Raw genomic sequence first — 19,984 nt, 5'->3', positions numbered from 1 at the left:
GGGCGTTTCACGGATTTTTTTCAACTATTAGGAGGTACTCCGATGTTTAAACAAGATATAGGTATCGATTTTAAGTTCATCAATGAGCTGCCTAAAGAAAAAAATGAGGTCTTAATTACTGCAATTTATGGATATCATGATCTATGCTGTATCTATTTGTTTACAAAGGTTTCTTTTGAAAATGCTATTGTATACTGGAATGATATTGGAATAAACAATAACTTCGCATTCGAAAAATTAAAATAATAAATAAAATAAGAATCATGAGAAAATTATTATTGGCTGCAATTGTATGCATAATTAGTATACAATGTAACACGAACAAAGAATCCAAACCTACTACAAATGAAACTAGCGTGAATAAGACTAAAAAAGAACTTGTTGGCGGATGGAGTGCAGTGGAAGCTAATGATACTGTAAAAGAATTAGCTTCATATGTTTTAGAAACTAAACAAATTGATGTTCCTATTTCCAAAATTACAAATGCTTCTAGTCAAATTGTCAGCGGTAAAAATTACAAGTTTGAGATGAGCTTAGAGAATGGAGATCACTACATGGCACAGGTATATGTAAACCTCAAAAAAGAACGAGAAATCATAAAATTTGAAAAACTTAATCAGTAATCACATTATTACAACGAAATATTTAATCGCATAATGACATTTTTGTTAGCACAACTTTCCTATTGACACAATTTGGAGAATGAAAAGTAATGGCAAAAAATACTATTTATGAGCATGAAGAAGACAACATATTCTAAAGAAGAGACCAACGTAATTTGACAAAATTTAAACTAAAATGTACACAAAGAACACTAAAGTTTAAAAAAACTGTTGTATCTTAAAGAGGTGGTTCTACTGATGAGAAAATTAATAGGAACATAAATCTTGACAAAAGTGACGATTTCACTTACCTTTTCTGTCGATGAAAATAAAAAGACACAGAAGATACAATTAACTTACGAGGCAACAGCCAATGTGTTACTTAAAAAAGAGCTAAGATTGAAACACTAGGATTAATTTCTAGACAACTAAAATATCATGAAAATAATAACTAAAAATAAATATTATTTCTTTTTTACACTTATTTTTTGTGTTCTGGAAGTAAACGCACAAGAAGGAAATACGGAACAAACTGTTGACGCATCCAAACCTACGAATTTATATACCCAAGTGAACGGCCAGTTTGAATACCAATCCAGAAAAAATAATCCTGATATTTATGGAACACGTTTCAATGTCCAATATGCTTTTAATCCTGATAACCTCCTGCTAGTAGAAGTTCCTTTTTTATATAATGAAGGAACTAAAAACTTCGGTCTTTCTGATATTCGCGTGCGCTATTTCTACGCAGCTAAACGAAACATTAGTAAACGACTAATTGCCATAGCTCCTTATGCTGATATAACGATCCCTACAGGTTCATTTAATAATGGACTGAGTGGTGATGTCTGGTCGATGTCAGCTGGTTTAGTTTTAGGGTACGTATTAACTCCAAAAATTGCGATGTTTCCAGGAGTTGGTTATGTACATGTCACAAAGCCATCAAATTTTAATGGCACTTCACAAAATGGAATTAACTTTCAAACTAATCTGAGTATCAGCTTTACACAAAGAGCCTTCTTATTTGTGAATCCTATTGTGACTTTCTTATCAAATACAACTTGGTCAGGAGAATTTAATTTTAATTACATGGTTACTCCAAATAAATTTAAAGTTAATGCAGGATATTTTCCTATATTTTCAAATGATATCCATACCTTTCGTTTAGGTTTAACACTATTTTTATGACAACAAGAACATTTAAAAGTAACATCAAAAGTATCAAATTAAAGACATTTAGTATTTTTATATTGGGCTTTCCAATATTACTTTAGGTTTATTTTCGGAACTACTCAGAAGGATTTAGATCAGGACATTTGATAAAAGTTTCAAAAAAGGAGTTGTTTTTAAAAGTTTTGAAGTAGATTTAAATTACGATGGAATTGGATTGAAGGATGAACTCTAATGAAATACATGGCCTTTATAATGTTGAATAACACTTTAGTTTATTACGTTCTACCGTTCGAGGGAAAAAAAGTCAAAGTCCATTACAAAGAACGCTTTAAAACATTAGCATGACTTGGTGATACTAATTATAATGCAACAATAATGAGTCCATTGGAACTCAATAGCATTCTACCAATACCTTATTTTATTTTTTTTCTAAAAATTTTTTAGATTAAATTTAAAAATTAAATCAAATGAAGCACATCCGGTACACGAGCAAAATTTGAACTTAAATAAAATATTTTTACTTAAAATAACATCAATATGAAAAAAATAACGTTACTTTTTGGGCTATTACTCCTCATGGGCTGTGCTCCAACAATGGACTTTACTTGGGCAAAAGACTCTTATCTGGTAAGAAAATTTAATAAAATAGCAGTCGTTGTAGTAAGCAAAGACCAATCAATTAGATCAGAAGTTGAAAATAGAGTTGTTGCAGATTTACGTAAAAATGGAATCAACGCAATAGCAAGCATCAACAGTTTTTTACCTGTTAATGCATCCAAATCAGACTGGGAAACAGAAACTATCGCAAAAAAACTTAAACAGATAGATTGCGATGGAGCCATTGGTATTAGCTTGGTAAATACAAGAGATAGAAAGGACTATGTCCCTGGACAATCATATTTGTATCCAGTTGGATATTACAGGTATGGACGCCATGTGTATACAAACTATAACAGGGTATATACACCAGGGTATTATGAACAAAGTAAGGAATATATAATTGAGGCTAACTTATATGATTTAACGGTCAGTACGAAGGAAGAAGAAGCAATGGTTTGGAAAGGTCATTCATCTATCACCAATCCAAATTCCATAGAAAGCGGTGTAAATTCCTATGCGGATAATTTAATTAAATACATGATTCAAAATAATGTACTTTTAGGTACGACCAAATAATATGAAAAAGATTTTCGGTATGTTTTTTATTGCCATCATATGTATAGGCTGTGAAAACAATATGAAAAAAAAACAACAACTTTTTGGGTAAACAGTGCTAAAGTTGATTGTGCCGGTGTTAGTCAAATGCAATGTTTACAAATAAAACGCAGTAAAGAGGGAAACTGGGAAAATTTTTATCAAAAAATTGAAGGATTTACTTTTGAACCAGGTTTTATATATACTATTGAAGTAACCGTAGATTCTCTTCCAACAAAGGATATCCATGCTGATGCATCCGCTCTCAAATACAATCTTGTAAAGATTCACACTAAGGAGCAAGACCGCAGACTGCGCTTACACGATATTTGGGTACTTAGCCATGTCAATAAAAAACAAATTGACGATACTGTAAAACGTCCTACTATTGAAATATCAATTTCAAAAATGTCCCTACAAGGAACAGATAGCTGCAATAGAATCAAAGCAATAATTGAAAAAGTTTCTGAAACAGATATTACATTTGGAAATATTTTAGGGACTCGTAAAATGTGTCCAGATATGTCTCTAGCAAATATATTTAATGACAATCTTAACAAAGTTAAAAAATATAAAATAGAACAGTCAAGATTATTTTTATATGATTCCAGTGGAAAAGAAATCCTTCAATTTCGAAAAATTGATTGATCTGTATTATTGATAAATTATTCAGAAAAATATGAAAACACAATTTATTACAATAAAATTATGGTTTAAAAAATTCTTATTTTAAGTACTATTTATCCGAATCTGTTAAAAAAACTTTATCTTTTTTGATGATTCACTTTGAAATTCGTTAACAATTTTCATATTTTGCAAATTCATACAAAAAACCAAATCAGAGAATGACGAATGTAACCCGATTATTTGATTTCCCTTATTATCAGTTAGCAAATTATCCCTTAGCAAAATCCCTTACCACCTTTTACGAAGGAAAATGGGTTTCTATTTCAACACAAGAATACGTAGATCAAGCCAATGCAACTAGTAGAGGTTTGTTGCGTCTGGGTGTTAAGCCAAATGATAAAATAGCGGTCATATCTACAAATAATAGAACCGAATGGAATGTCATGGACATTGGAATCTTGCAAATAGGTGCACAAAATGTTCCAATTTACCCAACTATTTCTAAAGAAGATTATGAATATATTTTAAATCATTCTGAAGCCATTTATTGTTTTGTTTCCGATGAAGAAATTCTTGAGAAGCTAAATGCGATTAAAGGAAATACCAAATTAAAAGGCGTTTATACTTTTGATAAAATCAATGGTGAAACCAATTGGGGAGAAGTTTTAAAATTAGGAGAAGATACTAGCAACGATGATGAATTGCAAGCACGAAAAGATGCAGTAACTCCTGAAGATTTAGCAACCTTAATATATACTTCTGGAACTACAGGAAGACCTAAAGGTGTAATGTTAGCACATAGCAATCTTGTGTCTAACGTATTGGATAGTCAAAAACGTGTGCCGCTTCATAACGGACAAGCAAGAGCATTGAGTTTCTTACCAGTTTGTCACGTATTTGAGCGTATGATCCTTTACTTATATCAATACTGTGGAATTGAAATCTTTTTTGCAGAATCTATTGAAAAAATCAGTGACAACTTAAAAGAAGTACAACCTCATGTAATGACTGCTGTACCACGTCTCTATGAAAAAGTATATGATAAAATCTATGCAAAAGGAGCTGATTTAACAGGAATCAAAAAGAAATTATTCTTCTGGGCTATTGAGCTTGGATTAAAATATGAACCATACGGAAAAAATGGAGCTTTATATGAATTCAAACTTAAGATTGCTCGTAAATTGATCTTTAGCAAATGGCAAGCAGGTTTGGGAGGAAACTTAAAGTTAATGGTCTCTGGAAGTGCTCCACTACAAGCACGTTTAACACGTGTATTTGCTGCTGCTGGAATTCCGATTATGGAAGGATACGGTTTAACAGAAACTTCACCAGTAGTATCTGTAAATGATCAACGAAATGGTGGATTTAGAGTCGGAACTGTAGGACGTGTTATTGATAATGTAGAGGTAAAAATTGCAGAAGATGGGGAAATCCTTGTAAAAGGTCCAAACGTAATGCAAGGATATTATAAAGATCCAGAAAAAACTGCCAGTGTCATCTCAGACGGATATTTCCACACAGGAGATATTGGAGAAGTAAGTGCAGATGGTTTCTTAAAAATCACTGACCGTAAAAAAGATATGTTCAAAACCTCTGGTGGAAAGTATGTAATTCCTGCCTTATTAGAAAACCGATTCAAACAATCGCGTTTCATAGAACAAATTATGGTTATTGGTGAAGGAGAAAAAATGCCAGCTGCCTTAATTCAACCAAACTTCGAATTCATTAAAGATTGGATTGAACGAAAAGAGAAAAGCATCGGAGCTACAGAAGCAGAAATCTGCGCTTCAGAAGAAATCATTGCCCGTATTCAACAAGAAGTAGATGAAGCAAATAGTAACTTTGGAAAGTGGGAACGAATCAAACGTTTTGAACTCATACCAAAAGTATGGTCTATAGACGGTGGTGAACTTACACCAACAATGAAAATGAAACGAAAAGTCATCAAAGAAATCTATAAAGATTATTGCGATAAAATATACGACAGAGCATAAATACCTTAAACCGTTCAAGTAAAATTGGACGGTTTTTTAATTTATGGTATATCAATAAATATCTAAAATTCTCGATTTTACGGGTATTTTCTATCATTCTATTACTACAAGTATTAATTTTTTGACAAATTCATAAAATTATTTTTCATTTTACTATGCATGCATAGTATTTTTTTCATATATTTGAAGCACAAACAACTATATGAAAGAAAAAACAATAGATCATGTAATGCGAGCTACATGGCAAGCCATCTCCAAAATGTACAATGAGGAGGCAGGAAAATACGGCAGCACAATGGCAACAGGTTTCACATTACTTAGTATTGATCAAGAAGAAGGAACACCATCTACTGCGCTAGGCCCAAAAATGGGTATGGAAGCCACTAGCCTATCACGTACCCTAAAAGGTATGGAAGAAAAAGGACTTATCTACAGAAAAAAGAATCCTAAAGATGGACGGAGCGTATTAATATGTTTAACTGATTTCGGAAAAGAAATGAGAGATGTTTCTCGAACCACCGTATTACGCTTTAACGACGCAATTCGCGCTAATATTGAAGAAGAAAAACTCAAACACTTCTATGAAGTCTCAGAAGTCATTCTAGAACTCATCAGTAACAAGAAGATATATACTGATGATGAAATAGAAGCAACTACAGAAAATAAATAATAACCAAAAAAGCATACTAAAAATCTACTTATTCATTACAAAGTAAATTTTGCCTAACAATTTAAAAATTGAAAAAAAGATGAAGCGACCAATTAACAAAATAGCAGTAATCGGTTCTGGAATTATGGGTTCTGGAATTGCCTGTCATTTTGCCAATATCGGAGTCGAGGTTTTACTATTAGACATAGTGCCTTTTGAACTTAACGAAAAAGAACAAGCGAAAGGTTTAACGCTTGAAGATAAAATTGTACGTAATAGATTGGTAAACGACAATCTGAAAGCGTCTCTTAAATCAAAACCATCTCCTATTTATTCACAGAAATTTGCAAACCGAATTTCTACTGGAAATTTAACAGATGATATTCATAAAATAAAAGATGTCGACTGGATTATTGAGGTTGTAGTAGAACGTTTAGACATCAAACAAAAAGTATTTGAGCAAGTTGAAAAGCACAGAAAACCAGGTACGTTAATTACGTCTAATACCTCTGGTATTCCTATTCAATTTATGAACGAAGGACGTAGCGAAGATTTTCAACAACACTTCGCGGTAACACACTTCTTCAATCCGCCTCGTTACTTAAAATTATTCGAAGTTGTTCCAGGTCCAAACTGTAAGCAAGAAGTAACAGACTTCTTAATGATGTATGGAGAAAAATTCCTTGGAAAAACGTCTGTATTAGCAAAAGATACACCAGCTTTTATTGGAAACAGAATTGGAATCTTCGGTATTCAAAGTCTATTCCACCAAGTAAAAGAACTTGGATTAACCATAGAAGAAGTAGATAAATTAACTGGTCCTGTAATTGGTCGTCCAAAATCAGCTACGTTCCGTACAGTTGATGTGGTAGGATTAGATACTTTAGTACACGTTGCTAACGGAATCTACAACAACTGTCCAGATGACGAAGCACACGACTTATTTAAGTTGCCAGGTTTCATCGAAAAAATGATGGAAAACAAATGGTTAGGTAGCAAAACAAAGCAAGGTTTCTATAAAAAAACAGTCAATTCAGAAGGAAAAAAAGAAATCCTTTCATTAGACTTAGACACGATGGAATATCGTGAGAAGAAAAGAGCAAAATTTGCTACTCTTGAATTAACAAAAACAATCGACAAACCAATTGATCGCTTTAAAGTATTAGTTGGCGGAAAAGATAAAGCAGGAGAATTCTACCGTAAAAACTTTGCAGCAATGTTTGCATATGTACAAAATAGAATTCCTGAAATCTCTGATGAATTATACCGAATTGATGATGCTATGAAAGCAGGTTTCGGATGGGAAAATGGTCCTTTCGAAATTTGGGATGCTGTAGGAATCGAAAAAGGTATTGAATTGATGAAAGCGGAAGGTTTAGAACCTGCTTCTTGGGTAACAGAAATGGTTGCTGCAGGAGAAAAGAGCTTCTACACCGTAAAAGATGGCGCTACGTATTACTACGACATTCCTGCAAAAGCACAAACAAAGAAACCTGGTCAAGATGCATTCATCATTTTAGATAACATCCGTAAGTCAAATGAAGTTTGGAAAAACAGTGAAGCAGTTATTGAAGACTTAGGAGACGGAATCATCAACTTAGAATTCCAATCTAAAATGAATACAATTGGTGGTGGCGTGTTACAAGGAATCAACAAAGCTATTGATTTGGCTGAAAAAGATTTCCAAGGATTAGTAATTGGTAACCAAGCGGCGAATTTCTCTGTTGGTGCAAACATCGGTATGATTTTCATGATGGCTGTAGAGCAAGAATATGATGAGTTAAATATGGCTATCAAGATGTTCCAAAACACAATGATGCGTGCACGCTACTCTTCTATTCCTGTAGTGGTTGCGCCTCACGGAATGACACTTGGTGGTGGATGTGAGCTTTCAATGCATGCTGATAAAGTGGTTGCAGCTGCTGAAACGTATATTGGTTTAGTAGAATTTGGTGTCGGAGTAATTCCTGGCGGTGGAGGTTCTAAAGAAATGGCGATGAGAGCTTCGGATACGTTTAGAAAAGGTGATGTAGAATTAAACGTACTACAAGAATACTTCCTAACTATTGGAATGGCAAAAGTAGCTACTTCTGCATATGAAGCATTTGACATGGGTGTTTTACAAAAAGGAAAAGACATTGTTGTGGTAAACAAAGATCGTCAAATCGCAACGGCAAAAGCACATGCGAAATTAATGGCGGAATCTGGATATACACAACCAGCTCGCAGAAAAGATGTAAAAGTTCTTGGAAAACAAGCTTTAGGTATGTTCTTAGTAGGAACAGACGCCATGGAAGCAAGTAGATACATCTCTGAACACGATAAGAAAATTGCTAACAAACTTGCCTATGTAATGGCTGGTGGTGATTTATCTGAACCTTCTTTAGTAAGTGAAGATTACTTATTAGATCTTGAGCGTGAAGCATTCTTAAGTTTATGTACTGAGCGTAAAACCTTAGAACGTATTCAACACATGTTAAAAACAGGGAAACCGTTGAGAAACTAGTATTCTTAGACAGTTAGATAACTTATTAATATTTTGGAATCTAACATATCTAAAAATCTAATACTCTAAAAATCAAAGACAAAATGAAAACAGCATATATAGTAAAAGGATATAGAACCGCAGTTGGGAAATCTAAAAAAGGGGTTTTCCGATTCAAAAGAGCGGACGAGTTAGCTGCCGAAACGATTCAGTATATGATCAAGCAGTTACCTGAATTTGACGTAAAACGAATTGACGATGTTATTGTAGGAAATGCAATGCCAGAAGGTTCACAAGGATTAAACATGGCACGTTTAATCTCTTTAATGGGATTAAAAGTAGAAGATGTTCCTGGAGTAACGGTAAACCGTTTCTGTTCATCAGGATTAGAAACCATCGGAATGGCAGTCGCTAAAATCCAATCAGGAATGGCCGATTGTATCATTGCTGGAGGAACAGAAAGCATGAGTTCTGTACCAATGACAGGATTCAAAACCGAATTAAACTATGACATTGTAAATGCAGGTCATGAAGATTATTATTGGGGAATGGGAAATACTGCAGAAGCTGTGGCAGATCAATTTAAAGTTTCTCGTGAAGATCAAGATGAATTTGCCTACAAATCTCATATGAAAGCTTTAAAAGCATTGGCTGAAGATCGTTTCCAAGATCAAATTGTACCAATTGATGTCGAACAAACATATATTAACGAAAACGGTAAGAAAGCAAGTAAAAAATACACTGTTACAAAAGATGAAGGACCTCGTAAAGGAACAAGCATTGCTGCATTGGCTAAACTTCGTCCCGTATTCGCTCAAGGCGGAAGTGTAACAGCTGGTAACTCATCGCAAACAAGTGACGGTGCTGCTTTTGTAATGGTCATGAGTGAAGATATGGTAAAAGAATTAAATCTTGAGCCTGTAGCACGTATGGTAAGTTATGCTGCTGCTGGAGTTCCACCACGTATCATGGGAATTGGACCAGTTGCTGCTATACCAAAAGCATTAAAGCAAGCTGGACTGACACAGGATCAAATCTCTTTAATTGAGTTAAATGAAGCATTTGCATCACAATCAATAGCTGTAATCAGAGAATTAGGTCTTAACCCAGACATCATCAATGTAAATGGTGGTGCCATCGCTTTAGGACATCCATTAGGCTGTACAGGAGGAAAATTATCAGTGCAGTTATTTGACGAAATGCGCAAGCAAAACATGCAAGGGAAATACGGAATGGTAACCATGTGCGTAGGTACAGGTCAAGGTGCAGCGGGGATCTATGAGTTTTTGAACTAATGTTAGATGTTGAATTTTGAATGTTGAATTGTGGCTATCAAAAAAGAAAGCAAAATTGCTGAGAAAAGCTTTGAATTCGCATTAAAAATTATTCAACTCTATAAAGAATTACAGGCAGATAATGAATTTCTCATTTCGAAACAACTACTGAGAAGTGGTACAAGTATCGGAGCAAATGTTCAAAAATCTTCTGCTGCATTCTCAAAAAAAAGATTTCGCACACAAAATATCAAGCGCATCAAAAGAAGCAAGAGAAACCAAATATTGGCTACAATTATTACATAAATCAAATATAACAAACATAAGTGTTGACATACCGTTGAAAGAAGTTGAACAGTTAATTAACATTATCACGAAGATTGTTAAAACAAGCCAACAGAATTTAAAATAATTCAAAATTGAACATCCAACATTTAAAATATTAAACACATGAGCACAGAAGCAATAAACAAAGACATCTTACGCGGAGGACAGTTCCTAGTAAAAGAAACAAAATGTGAAGACGTATTTACTCCTGAAGATTTTTCTGAGGAGCAAATCATGATGAAAGAATCTGTAAAAGAGTTCGTTGATCGTGAAGTTTGGCCAAATAAAGAACGTTTTGAAAAGAAAGATTATGCATTGACAGAAGAAGTGATGCGTAAGGCAGGTGAACTTGGATTTTTAGGAATTGCAGTTCCTGAAAAGTATGACGGAATGGGAATGGGATTTGTTTCTACGATGTTAGTATGTGATTATATCTCTGGTGCCACTGGATCTATTGCCACAGCTTTTGGAGCGCATACAGGAATTGGAACCATGCCAATTACCTTATACGGAACGGAAGAGCAAAAGCAAAAATATGTTCCTACACTAGCGATGGGTGAAAAATTTGGAGCTTACTGTTTGACAGAGCCAGGAGCTGGATCGGATGCAAACTCTGGAAAAACAAAAGCGGTTTTATCTGAAGATGGAACGCACTACTTGATTTCTGGACAAAAAATGTGGATTTCAAATGCAGGTTTTGCTGAAACATTTATTGTATTCGCGCGTATTGAAGATGACAAAAATATCACAGGATTTATTGTAGAATATGACAAAGACAATCCTAACGGAATGACCTTAGGAGAAGAAGAACACAAATTAGGTATTCACTCCTCTTCTACCCGTCAGGTATTCTTTAACGAAACAAAAGTTCCTGTAGAAAACATGCTTTCTGAAAGAGGAAATGGTTTCAAAATTGCAATGAATGCATTAAATGTTGGACGTATCAAATTAGCTGCTGCTTGTTTAGATGCACAACGTCGTGTGATTACAGAAGCTACAAAATATGCAAACGAACGTATTCAGTTCAAAACTCCTATTGCTAACTTTGGAGCTATCAAAGCAAAATTAGCCGAAATGGCAACTTCTTGTTACGTTGGTGAATCTGCATGTTACCGTGCTGCCAAAAACATTGAAGATCGTATTGCAATTCGTGAATCAGAAGGAAATACACACCAAGAAGCTGAATTAAAAGGTGTAGAAGAATACGCAATTGAGTGTTCTATCTTAAAAGTAAAAATCTCAGAAGATATCCAAAATGTAACAGACGAAGGTATCCAAATCTTTGGAGGAATGGGATTCTCTGCAGATACACCAATGGAATCAGCTTGGAGAGATGCGCGTATTTCTCGCATCTATGAAGGTACAAATGAAATCAACAGAATGTTAGCAGTTGGAATGTTGGTTAAGAAAGCTATGAAAGGGCATGTAAACCTATTAGAGCCTGCTATGAAAGTAGCGGATGAATTAATGGGAATTCCTTCATTCGATACGCCAGATTACTCTGAATTATTCTCAGAAGAAAAAGAAATGGTAGCGAAATTGAAGAAAGTATTCTTAATGGTTGCTGGATCAGCTGTTCAGAAGTTTGGTCCACAATTAGAAGAGCACCAACAATTGTTAATGGCTGCTGCTGATATCTTAATTGAAATCTACATGGTTGAATCAGCTATCTTACGTACAGAGAAGAATGCAAAGCGTTTCGGTGAAGATTCTCAAGAAGTTCAAATTGCTATGACACGTTTAAATCTATTCAACGCGATTGAAAAAATCACAACCAAAGCTAAAGAAGGAATTATTTCTTTCGCTGAAGGTGATGAGCAACGTATGATGTTAATGGGATTAAAGCGTTTCACAAAGTATACAAACCTGCCAAATGTAGTTGCCTTACGCAACACAATTGCAGACAAAATGAACGCAGAAAACGCATATTGTTTCTAAAATATTAAAGATAATTCTAAACACACTATTTAGGTTTTAGAATTTAGTTGTTTGTTAAAAGTCATCTCGCTGAGATGGCTTTTTTGTATAATTACTTTTAATGTTCTTAAACTTTACTATAAATATTTCATTATATTCTTATTGTTTCACAAACTTTTTTACTGTTCCGTTACTGAATTTGATAAAATACACACCAGAATTTATTCCTGTAAGATCGATTTTATTGTCTTCTAAAAGTGTTCCTACTAAAATTAATTTTCCAGTAAGGCTTATTATTCTAAATTTTTCATTTTTAGCAAACCCAGAAACATTAAGATATCGAGATGATGAATTAGGAAATAACTTTACCTTTTCTTTTTGAACTTCGTCAACACTTAAGGTAATATCAATTTTAGAAATTTTATTACCATTACTTTCTGCAATGTAAAGCGTGTTTTGTTTTGTTAGTATTGAATAAGGATTAGTAAGACCAGTTACAACGTCTACAACTTGTCCACTAACATAGTTGTAAAAAATAAAGTGCAAAGTAAAAGTTTTTATTTTTTGCTCATAAACAACTACTTTTTCTTCTTAAAACCCCACGCTAGCACAAGTTTTCGAACTCGTGCTCACAAACAAACTAAAAACAGATTCTTGCCTTCGCAGGAAGGCAAAGATTCGACGAAGTCAATAACAAAAGAAACAATCAAAAAAAATTAAAACGCCATCTCAATGAGATGGCATTTTGTTATATATTGTTCTGTTACACCAGTTCCAATTGCAAAAAAGGAAAAACTAGTCAACGTATTCTGATTATTTATTTGTGATATCTAAAATACAGCTTCAGTAGTAGAGACTTCTCCAAAAGTAATTACTATATTTTTAAATCCGGCTACTTTACCTGAATCAATTCCATTTGCGAATGTTGCAGGAATACTTTTAAAAGCTCTAGTAAATGTAGCCTTAATATAACCTGGTATATTATTATCAACTTTGCTAAATGTTACCCCATTCCCTGGAATAGGAAAAGAATCTTCTGTAATTTCAGTTTGAACATGATGTATTGCTTTCATTAATTATTTTTTTAGTTTTCCTACTCTGTTTAACACAGACTTTTCAGATTTCCGCCTTTATAATCAGAGATAAATACATATAGCTACTCAATCGAATTATTTATTTCTGATAACTCAACAAAGTTGAAAAAGAAACTAACCATATAATTTCGTAATAATCTAAGCGTAAAAAATTAACACATAAGTGTTGATTATATTGGCATGGTATTGTTTTGTAAACAAAGGAGGAATAAGAAACTTCACTCTAAAATAAAATTGTAAGATTATACGAAATAATTTACCTTTGGAAAGAATGAACGCGTATTGACAATACGCAATGAAATAGAATTGACTTAAAAATACCAAAATGAACTCAGAATATAATATATCCGAAATCTCCTTGGACGAAGAATTACCAAAAGAATTCAAACTAGAGCGATCTCGAATTATGTACATCGAAGATAAATCTACAGATATTGAAGGAAGCGCTAGAATTGGTAGAGTATATTTTTCAAAATCAGGGAAAACACTCTATTACAGAGGACGTAAATTTAGAAGCCTTAAAGGAAGTGGCTTTAAAGCTAATTTTTTTGATGTGGAAAGCGGAGACGAGTTTTGGATTTCTGGACCTAAAAAAGATCGAAATGATCGTCTCTACGGAGGGCAAGTTGGTGTTGTAATTGATGCAGACGTAAAAGAAGACTATGCAAAACTTATCGAATAAGTTTCAATTTATATGAAAAATACCTATAACGTCGGCAACCTCATCTATGACGCAAGTATCTATGATAGCATGAACACCAATATGAACGATTTGCCATTTTACAAACGTTGGTTGTCCAAAAATAAAGACGCACGTATTTTAGAATTGTGTTGTGGAACAGGCAGACTCACCATTCCACTAGCAAAAGAAGGTTTTGATATTACAGGTGTAGATATTACCGCTTCTATGTTGGAAAAAGCAACTATAAAAGCAGCTGAAGCTAATTTAAACATTGAGTTTATAGAAGCTGATATGCGTGCACTAGACTTACCTCAACAGTACGACCTTATCTTTATTCCATTCAATTCCATACATCATTTATATACGAATGACGATTTGTTTCAAACATTACAAACTGTCAAAAAACATCTTAAAAAAGATGGAGTTTTTATATTCGATTGCTTCAATCCAAACATTCAATTTATCGCACAAAGTGGCAAAGAGCTCAAAGAAATTGCTCACTATAAAACAGACGATGACAGAGAAATTTTGATAAAGGAAATTATGCAGTATCAATCTAAAACACAGATCAATCGTATAGAATGGCACTACTTTATCAATGGAAAATTTGATTCTATTCAAAACTTAGACATGCGTATGTTTTTTCCGCAAGAATTAGACGCGTATTTACAATGGAATGATTTTAAGATTCTTCATAAATTTGGTTCTTTTGAAGAAGAAGCCTTTTCAGATACTTCAGATAAACAGATATTTGTTTGTAAATAAAGTGCCTATAAATAGAACAGTTTTCAAAAAAATCATTCACTCTTTTCAGCTTCAGAGTTTTTAGAAACCGAATTGATGGTTGATAAAAACAAACAATTTGTACTAAATGAATTTGAAGCCATGGCAGATTTAGAAATTCAAGAAATGAATGGTTGGAAAGCTGTTGCCCATCGTCATTTTACGAAAAGACCTATTGGGGATAAACCTTACAACTCAGCAGACTTATTAATACCTGTTTCTCAATTTTCTCAAGTATTACTTCAAAACGATTTATAAAAATTTGATCTTATTGAAATCGATGATACTTTTGGTAGGCACTATGCAAAAAAAATTACGGAATATGCTGGTTATGGAGCTAATGATTTTGCTATTTTCTTTACCATAAAAGATATGTATATAGAACATATTTGGGTTGAGTTACTAGAATATGAAAACCATAGTATTACTAAAATATGTAAAGCACTACATGCTATTGGACATAAATATCAAATGATTTTGGTTGACTGGTACTTAAAATTAAAAGTAGATCTTACCAATCATCAAGAAATAACAAAATACTTAACTACTTTAGAAGAAGAATATAAAGATGTCTGAAAAATTATAATCATGAATGTGCATTTAGATAATTCTCAAGGATAAAGTCTTCTTTTTTACAACTTATAATACTCTTAAAAACCGTATTTTTGCCATCAATCTTAATTAAGAAACATTGATCACATTTCCAGACATACCTACACACAAAATTGCCATAAAACTAAAACCTTCTGCGGAAACTTTGGTTAAAAAAGGACATCCATGGATTTTTGAAAACAGTATTGTAAAGCAAAATAAAGAAGGGAAATCTGGAGATTTAGCAGTTATTTTTGACAACCGAAAGAATAAGTTTTTAGCCTGTGGATTTTACGATCCCAACTCTCCTATTCGGATAAAAATTTTACAAGCCAACAAACCTGCAACCATCAATACAACATGGTTTGCAAATAAGATTCAGGAAGCGTATCAGAAACGAATTCCGTTACTACAAACTGATACGAATAGTTATCGTCTTATTTATGGTGAGAATGATGGTTTGCCTTCCTTAGTTGCAGATGTGTATGACAATGTTTTGGTAGTTAAATTGTATGCTTCCTATTGGTTTTACTATTTAAAAGATATTTTACCTGAATTGATCAAAATCAGCAAAGCAGAAACAACGGTATTGAGGCTGAGCCGAAATGTAGCAAAAGAAAAAAATGAATTTGATTTAACGGATGGACAAGTTTTAGATGGCACACTTACCAATGAAGTCATCGTTTTTAAAGAACACGGTGTCAACTTCTCTGCTAATGTCATTCACGGACACAAAACCGGGTATTTCTTAGATCATAGAGCCAATAGAAAAAAGGTTGGAGAACTTTCCAAAAACAAAACCGTTTTAGATGTATTCTCGTATGCAGGTGGATTTTCAGTACATGCGCTAGTTGGTGATGCCAAAGAAGTGACAAGTTTGGATATTAGCGCACCAGCCTTAGAAATTGCAAAAAGCAATGCAAAACTTAATACATATTCGGGAACACATAAAGTAATTGTAGGCGATGCATTTGATGAATTGAACAAACTAGCACGTGTCAATACGAAATTTGATATTGTTGTGATTGATCCACCATCGTTTGCCAAAAGTGCCGCAGAAGTGGACAAAGCTATTGCAGGTTACAAAAAACTCACACAATTAGGCTTACAACTAGTCAAGCGAAAAGGAATTTTGATCTTAGCTTCTTGCAGTTCACGTGTTACTTCTGATATGTTTTTTGATTTGGTGGAAGAAACACTTCATAGAAACAATGCGAACTTCACCATTTTAGAAAAAACATTGCACGATATTGATCATCCCATTGGTTTCAAAGAAGGCGCGTATTTGAAGTGTATGTATGTGCGCGTTTTATGATAACATACATTAGCATTCAATAGTAAAAAAGTGGTTTATTTTATATGTTGACAATTATAAGGTATACGAAGGTTCTTTTAAGAACATATAATAACTTTAGTTAAAGTTATTATATGTTTGATAGTCTCTTAATTTCTGAATCTAATGCAAACTATCTATATTAGCAATTTCTGGATGTCCCACAATCGCAAAGAGGGTTTTCTGAATGACAATCTTGTTCATCTGAAAGACATGCATAACAAGACAAACCATTCGGATGCGTATTTCAAAAACATAAAAAACCACCTCCGTTTATGGTTTGTATTTTGATGCTTGAAATTACTTTTTTGTTAAGCGATAATTTCATTTTTTTCTGTTTCATAATATAAAGTTTTAAAATTAATGTTTGTAAAGTATTCGGTATTAAGAATAAGAAAAAGTATCCATGCTCGTCATTTATAAATAACGAACAAATAGGCAATAAAAGTGAGCATTTTCATAGTTTCATACAATAAAAAACTAGTACTAACCTATTCAAGAATAACATAATTCCCTATCTTCATTCCATGAAAAAACACATTCTCTCTATATTGCTATGTTTTGTATGCTTCTTAGCAACCGCACAAACTTTTGTGTACAATAGAAACTCCAATTTTACAAATGATATTATTTGTACGGTAGAAGATGGAAAAGTGTATAATGGTAATTCAAACTTCAGGCTGGATATTATAGCAAACGTTAAAGATTCTAAGATATACAAAGGAAACTTCACCTTTATCAAAGACATCATTGCCAATGTTAGAGATGGAAAAGTGTACCGAGGGAATTCTTTTTTTCAAGGTGACATCCTATTCAATATTCGTGATGGCGTAATTTATAATGGTAATTCTATTTCTTCTTTTGATATTATCGCAACCATTGAAGATGGCAAAGTATACAAAGGGCGATTCAATTTTAGAGGAGATATCTTATTCAATTTTGATGGAGAACTTTGCTTAGAAGAATTTGTAGCAGTTTGGTTTGTGTATCATCAATAATTTTTTAAAATAAAGTTCTAAAAAGAGAGAATCAATCTAAAGTAAACCAGTAAACTATCCTGTAATGTGGAAACTTTTTTCTAATTGTAATCTTTATCTTCTGTTGAAGAAGAATTAAAACAATTAAACTAAAACTATAACCCATTTTAACATTTTCTACACTAATGATCAAAACCCTAATTAAATTTATTTTTTTATGCTTTTAGGACACAAAAACATCATACAAATGTATATGCCCAATACAATAATAAAGCCTGTATTGGTAAACGAATCAGTGTTGAAATAACGAACTTTCCTTTACGTTTTGCTTTTTGAAAATGATACACATTTGCAGGAAATATGAGAATGAGTATTATCATAATTCCAATAGCAGCATAGATTCGTGTAGTTTCGAACAATACTCCGATTCCTAAAATAATTTCTACAATACCAACCACAATATTTACCATGGCAGGTTTTGGAACCCATTTTGGAGTAATGCTTAAAAAAAATTTCGGTTTCCAAAAATGACAAATTCCTGCAAAAATATAGACACCTGCCATCGTATATAATGAAATAAGCTGTAAAATAGACATGTACTAAAGTTAGTTAATTATTTACAATGTACTGATGTGTTAAAATTTTCTAACTCATAATAGTTGTTCTCTAAAAGGAACACAAGATTCACTCAATACTAGCTGTCAAAATTTGTTTTCCGCTATAAAATTAGTAGCTTGGAAACCGTACACTAACTATTAAAAACCGATTTACATGAAAAAATTAGGACTTTTATTTGTAGCTTTTACACTAATTGTAGCTTGTGGAACAAAGAAATCTGCTTTAACTCCTAGTAAAAAAACAGCCAGCATCAAAAAAGCTAAAAGTAAAAACTTTAAACAAACTTTACGAGATCAATACACTTTCGTAATCACTGAAATTTCTAGTGATAAAACCTATGGTTATTCTCCAGAAAATGCTGTAGAAGTTGGTGGAGTAAAAGACTCTGAAGGTCCATTGAATGAACAACGTTATTTGAATGCATTGACAGGTCCTAATGGAGAAGAGATCTCTTATTTTAGAGCTGGAAGTTGCTGCCCTGTACCTAGTGAAAATGCAATGTTTGGGGACCATGCTATGCTAGACAATTATCGTGTAACTTGGCAAGGATCAAAAGACACAGTTTCTATTTACATCAATATGCATGATTCCAGTCCTTTAAAAGCTCCTAAAGGTTTCGGGTTACGAAAATAACACTATATACATCAAACAAAAACGTCAAAATTGATATACGAAATATTCAATTTTGGCGTTTTGTTTGTAAACTAACCTTCAACTATATTGGCAATTAGAAAACTGATTTTCACTTTACTTTCTCTTTCTTTATTAGTTGCCTGCTCAGAGCAACCAAAAATAAATAAGATCATTGCTCATGATTATAGTGAATATTATGTTCTTGCAAAAAAATACCAACTAAACGAAATAGAAATCATTGATACTGTTTGCATCAATGCAACACAACGTGCCTTAAAAGATGTGAAACAAGGAAAGTATACGTATCATCAATTTTCAGGACTTGGAAATCGAAATAAAGGCTTTGACGAATGGGCTACACTTTTCAAACCCTTTAATATCAAAACTAAATCTGTTTTAACATCTTGTATTGGATTTTCAGATCAGTTTGAAGAGTATTGTTATGAAATAAAAATGAATGAGCTCATAATTGATAAATTTGGAGTTTGTTTTATTGATTCTATAAAAGTAGAAGCTGAAAAACTATATATTTTAAAACATCCAGATAAAGTATATGATTATTTTGATTGTGATCGTAACACTAAGCAATCAGAAAGGCTGATATCACTGAATAAAGCATACGAAGATTCTTTTGTGTATCCCGAAGATTATAAGTTCAAAAGTGGTGAGTATTTTTCATTTACTAGTGCCGATTTTATTCTCCTTAAAGATGGCAGTATCAAAGATCTAGAGGTTTATACCGAATTTCAAGATGAAGCAAATAACAAATACAAAAAGTTATTTACAAAGCAACTCAAAGAATTTGTTCTCAATCAAAAATGGGAAGCAGCAACGAGTTACGGATACCCAGTACATAGTGAAATGTATTTTAGTATGTTTTATAGATAAATTGTATCTATCTTATACTTCCGTATTCTTTTCAATACACTACTTAAACTTTTTATACCAAAAGACATCCTTTTTGTTAAAAAACGACACTCGTACACAGCTTCTTTTTAAAATTGTGTAACTTTAAATCAATTAATCAATCA

The 19,984-nt window shown here is 33.0% G+C and carries 22 protein-coding genes and 1 pseudogene; 20 read left to right on the top strand and 3 right to left on the bottom strand.

Annotation, left to right across the window (positions count from 1 at the left end; translation table 11 throughout):
• Positions 1-263 precede the first annotated feature (263 nt).
• From MK119_RS13045 to MK119_RS12995, 12 genes and pseudogenes are all read left to right on the top strand, one after another.
• Positions 264-623, top strand: a complete 360-nt coding sequence (locus MK119_RS13045; RefSeq protein ID WP_290679530.1) for a hypothetical protein — start codon at positions 264-266, stop codon at positions 621-623.
• Positions 624-1,040: 417 nt separating this feature from the next.
• Positions 1,041-1,790 (top strand): hypothetical protein, encoded by a 750-nt coding sequence (locus tag MK119_RS13040; protein ID WP_290679526.1) that lies wholly within the window; start codon positions 1,041-1,043, stop codon positions 1,788-1,790.
• 522 nt (positions 1,791-2,312) lie between these two features.
• Positions 2,313-2,951, top strand: coding sequence for a hypothetical protein (locus MK119_RS13035; protein ID WP_290679522.1), 639 nt, complete (start codon positions 2,313-2,315; stop codon positions 2,949-2,951).
• Positions 2,952-3,047: 96 nt separating this feature from the next.
• Positions 3,048-3,245 (top strand): annotated as a pseudogene (locus MK119_RS13030) (DUF4377 domain-containing protein); the annotation flags it as partial.
• 9 nt (positions 3,246-3,254) lie between these two features.
• Positions 3,255-3,617: an META domain-containing protein gene (locus tag MK119_RS13025; protein WP_290679618.1), complete on the top strand. Its 363-nt coding sequence runs from the start codon at positions 3,255-3,257 to the stop codon at positions 3,615-3,617.
• A 197-nt stretch (positions 3,618-3,814) separates the two neighbouring features.
• A complete protein-coding gene (locus MK119_RS13020) occupies positions 3,815-5,590 on the top strand; it encodes a long-chain fatty acid--CoA ligase (protein ID WP_290679519.1) in 1,776 nt (591 codons plus the stop codon).
• 202 nt (positions 5,591-5,792) lie between these two features.
• Entirely contained in the window at positions 5,793-6,260 is a 468-nt protein-coding gene (locus MK119_RS13015) for a MarR family transcriptional regulator (RefSeq protein ID WP_290679516.1), read from the top strand.
• A gap of 79 nt (positions 6,261-6,339) precedes the next feature.
• Entirely contained in the window at positions 6,340-8,745 is a 2,406-nt protein-coding gene (locus MK119_RS13010) for a 3-hydroxyacyl-CoA dehydrogenase/enoyl-CoA hydratase family protein (protein WP_290679512.1), read from the top strand.
• An 83-nt stretch (positions 8,746-8,828) separates the two neighbouring features.
• On the top strand, positions 8,829-10,019 hold the full coding sequence (locus tag MK119_RS13005; protein WP_290679509.1) for an acetyl-CoA C-acyltransferase: 1,191 nt from the start codon (positions 8,829-8,831) through the stop codon (positions 10,017-10,019).
• A 30-nt stretch (positions 10,020-10,049) separates the two neighbouring features.
• Positions 10,050-10,304, top strand: coding sequence for a four helix bundle protein (locus MK119_RS24310; protein WP_366512810.1), 255 nt, complete (start codon positions 10,050-10,052; stop codon positions 10,302-10,304).
• On the top strand, positions 10,210-10,410 hold the full coding sequence (locus MK119_RS24305) for a four helix bundle protein (RefSeq protein ID WP_366512813.1): 201 nt from the start codon (positions 10,210-10,212) through the stop codon (positions 10,408-10,410). The genes MK119_RS24310 and MK119_RS24305 overlap by 95 nt, the downstream gene beginning before the upstream one ends.
• Before the next feature lie 38 nt (positions 10,411-10,448).
• Positions 10,449-12,263 (top strand): acyl-CoA dehydrogenase family protein, encoded by a 1,815-nt coding sequence (locus tag MK119_RS12995; protein WP_290679505.1) that lies wholly within the window; start codon positions 10,449-10,451, stop codon positions 12,261-12,263.
• A gap of 138 nt (positions 12,264-12,401) precedes the next feature.
• Here the strand turns inward: MK119_RS12995 and MK119_RS12990 are convergent, their stop codons facing one another.
• Both MK119_RS12990 and MK119_RS12985 read right to left on the bottom strand, forming a co-directional pair.
• Positions 12,402-12,788 carry a T9SS type A sorting domain-containing protein gene (locus MK119_RS12990; protein WP_290679502.1) on the bottom strand — a complete coding sequence of 129 codons (387 nt, stop codon included), beginning with the start codon at positions 12,786-12,788 and terminating at the stop codon, positions 12,402-12,404.
• 284 nt (positions 12,789-13,072) lie between these two features.
• The gene (locus tag MK119_RS12985) at positions 13,073-13,315 is read right to left on the bottom strand and encodes a hypothetical protein (RefSeq protein WP_290679499.1); all 243 of its coding nucleotides are present in this window, start codon (positions 13,313-13,315) and stop codon (positions 13,073-13,075) included.
• A gap of 346 nt (positions 13,316-13,661) precedes the next feature.
• On the opposite strand from MK119_RS12985, the gene MK119_RS12980 reads away from it, so the two are divergent.
• The 6 genes from MK119_RS12980 to MK119_RS12955 all read left to right on the top strand — a co-directional run bounded on the left by MK119_RS12980 (position 13,662) and on the right by MK119_RS12955 (position 17,723).
• Entirely contained in the window at positions 13,662-14,018 is a 357-nt protein-coding gene (locus MK119_RS12980) for a hypothetical protein (RefSeq protein ID WP_290679497.1), read from the top strand.
• A 12-nt stretch (positions 14,019-14,030) separates the two neighbouring features.
• Positions 14,031-14,783 carry a class I SAM-dependent methyltransferase gene (locus MK119_RS12975; protein ID WP_290679494.1) on the top strand — a complete coding sequence of 251 codons (753 nt, stop codon included), beginning with the start codon at positions 14,031-14,033 and terminating at the stop codon, positions 14,781-14,783.
• Positions 14,784-14,858: 75 nt separating this feature from the next.
• Positions 14,859-15,059 carry a hypothetical protein gene (locus tag MK119_RS12970; RefSeq protein WP_290679491.1) on the top strand — a complete coding sequence of 67 codons (201 nt, stop codon included), beginning with the start codon at positions 14,859-14,861 and terminating at the stop codon, positions 15,057-15,059.
• Positions 15,060-15,173: 114 nt separating this feature from the next.
• Positions 15,174-15,377, top strand: a complete 204-nt coding sequence (locus tag MK119_RS12965) for a hypothetical protein (RefSeq protein WP_290679488.1) — start codon at positions 15,174-15,176, stop codon at positions 15,375-15,377.
• A 115-nt stretch (positions 15,378-15,492) separates the two neighbouring features.
• Positions 15,493-16,707, top strand: coding sequence for a class I SAM-dependent rRNA methyltransferase (locus MK119_RS12960; RefSeq protein WP_290679485.1), 1,215 nt, complete (start codon positions 15,493-15,495; stop codon positions 16,705-16,707).
• 545 nt (positions 16,708-17,252) lie between these two features.
• The gene (locus MK119_RS12955) at positions 17,253-17,723 is read left to right on the top strand and encodes a hypothetical protein (protein WP_290679481.1); all 471 of its coding nucleotides are present in this window, start codon (positions 17,253-17,255) and stop codon (positions 17,721-17,723) included.
• A gap of 218 nt (positions 17,724-17,941) precedes the next feature.
• Here MK119_RS12955 and MK119_RS12950 read toward each other — a convergent pair whose 3' ends face one another.
• Positions 17,942-18,298 carry a DoxX family protein gene (locus MK119_RS12950; RefSeq protein WP_290679478.1) on the bottom strand — a complete coding sequence of 119 codons (357 nt, stop codon included), beginning with the start codon at positions 18,296-18,298 and terminating at the stop codon, positions 17,942-17,944.
• Positions 18,299-18,473: 175 nt separating this feature from the next.
• On the opposite strand from MK119_RS12950, the gene MK119_RS12945 reads away from it, so the two are divergent.
• Together MK119_RS12945 and MK119_RS12940 are read left to right on the top strand one after the other, a co-directional pair.
• Positions 18,474-18,953, top strand: coding sequence for a 2-dehydro-3-deoxyphosphooctonate aldolase (locus MK119_RS12945; RefSeq protein ID WP_290679475.1), 480 nt, complete (start codon positions 18,474-18,476; stop codon positions 18,951-18,953).
• A gap of 87 nt (positions 18,954-19,040) precedes the next feature.
• Positions 19,041-19,841 (top strand): hypothetical protein, encoded by an 801-nt coding sequence (locus MK119_RS12940; protein ID WP_290679472.1) that lies wholly within the window; start codon positions 19,041-19,043, stop codon positions 19,839-19,841.
• The last annotated feature ends 143 nt before the right edge of the window (positions 19,842-19,984 follow it).

The organism is Kordia sp., from assembly GCF_022447245.1.
GTDB lineage: Bacteria > Bacteroidota > Bacteroidia > Flavobacteriales > Flavobacteriaceae > Kordia.
The sequence above is the reverse complement of the archived record's forward strand: the minus strand, read 5'-3'. Positions and strand labels throughout refer to the sequence as shown.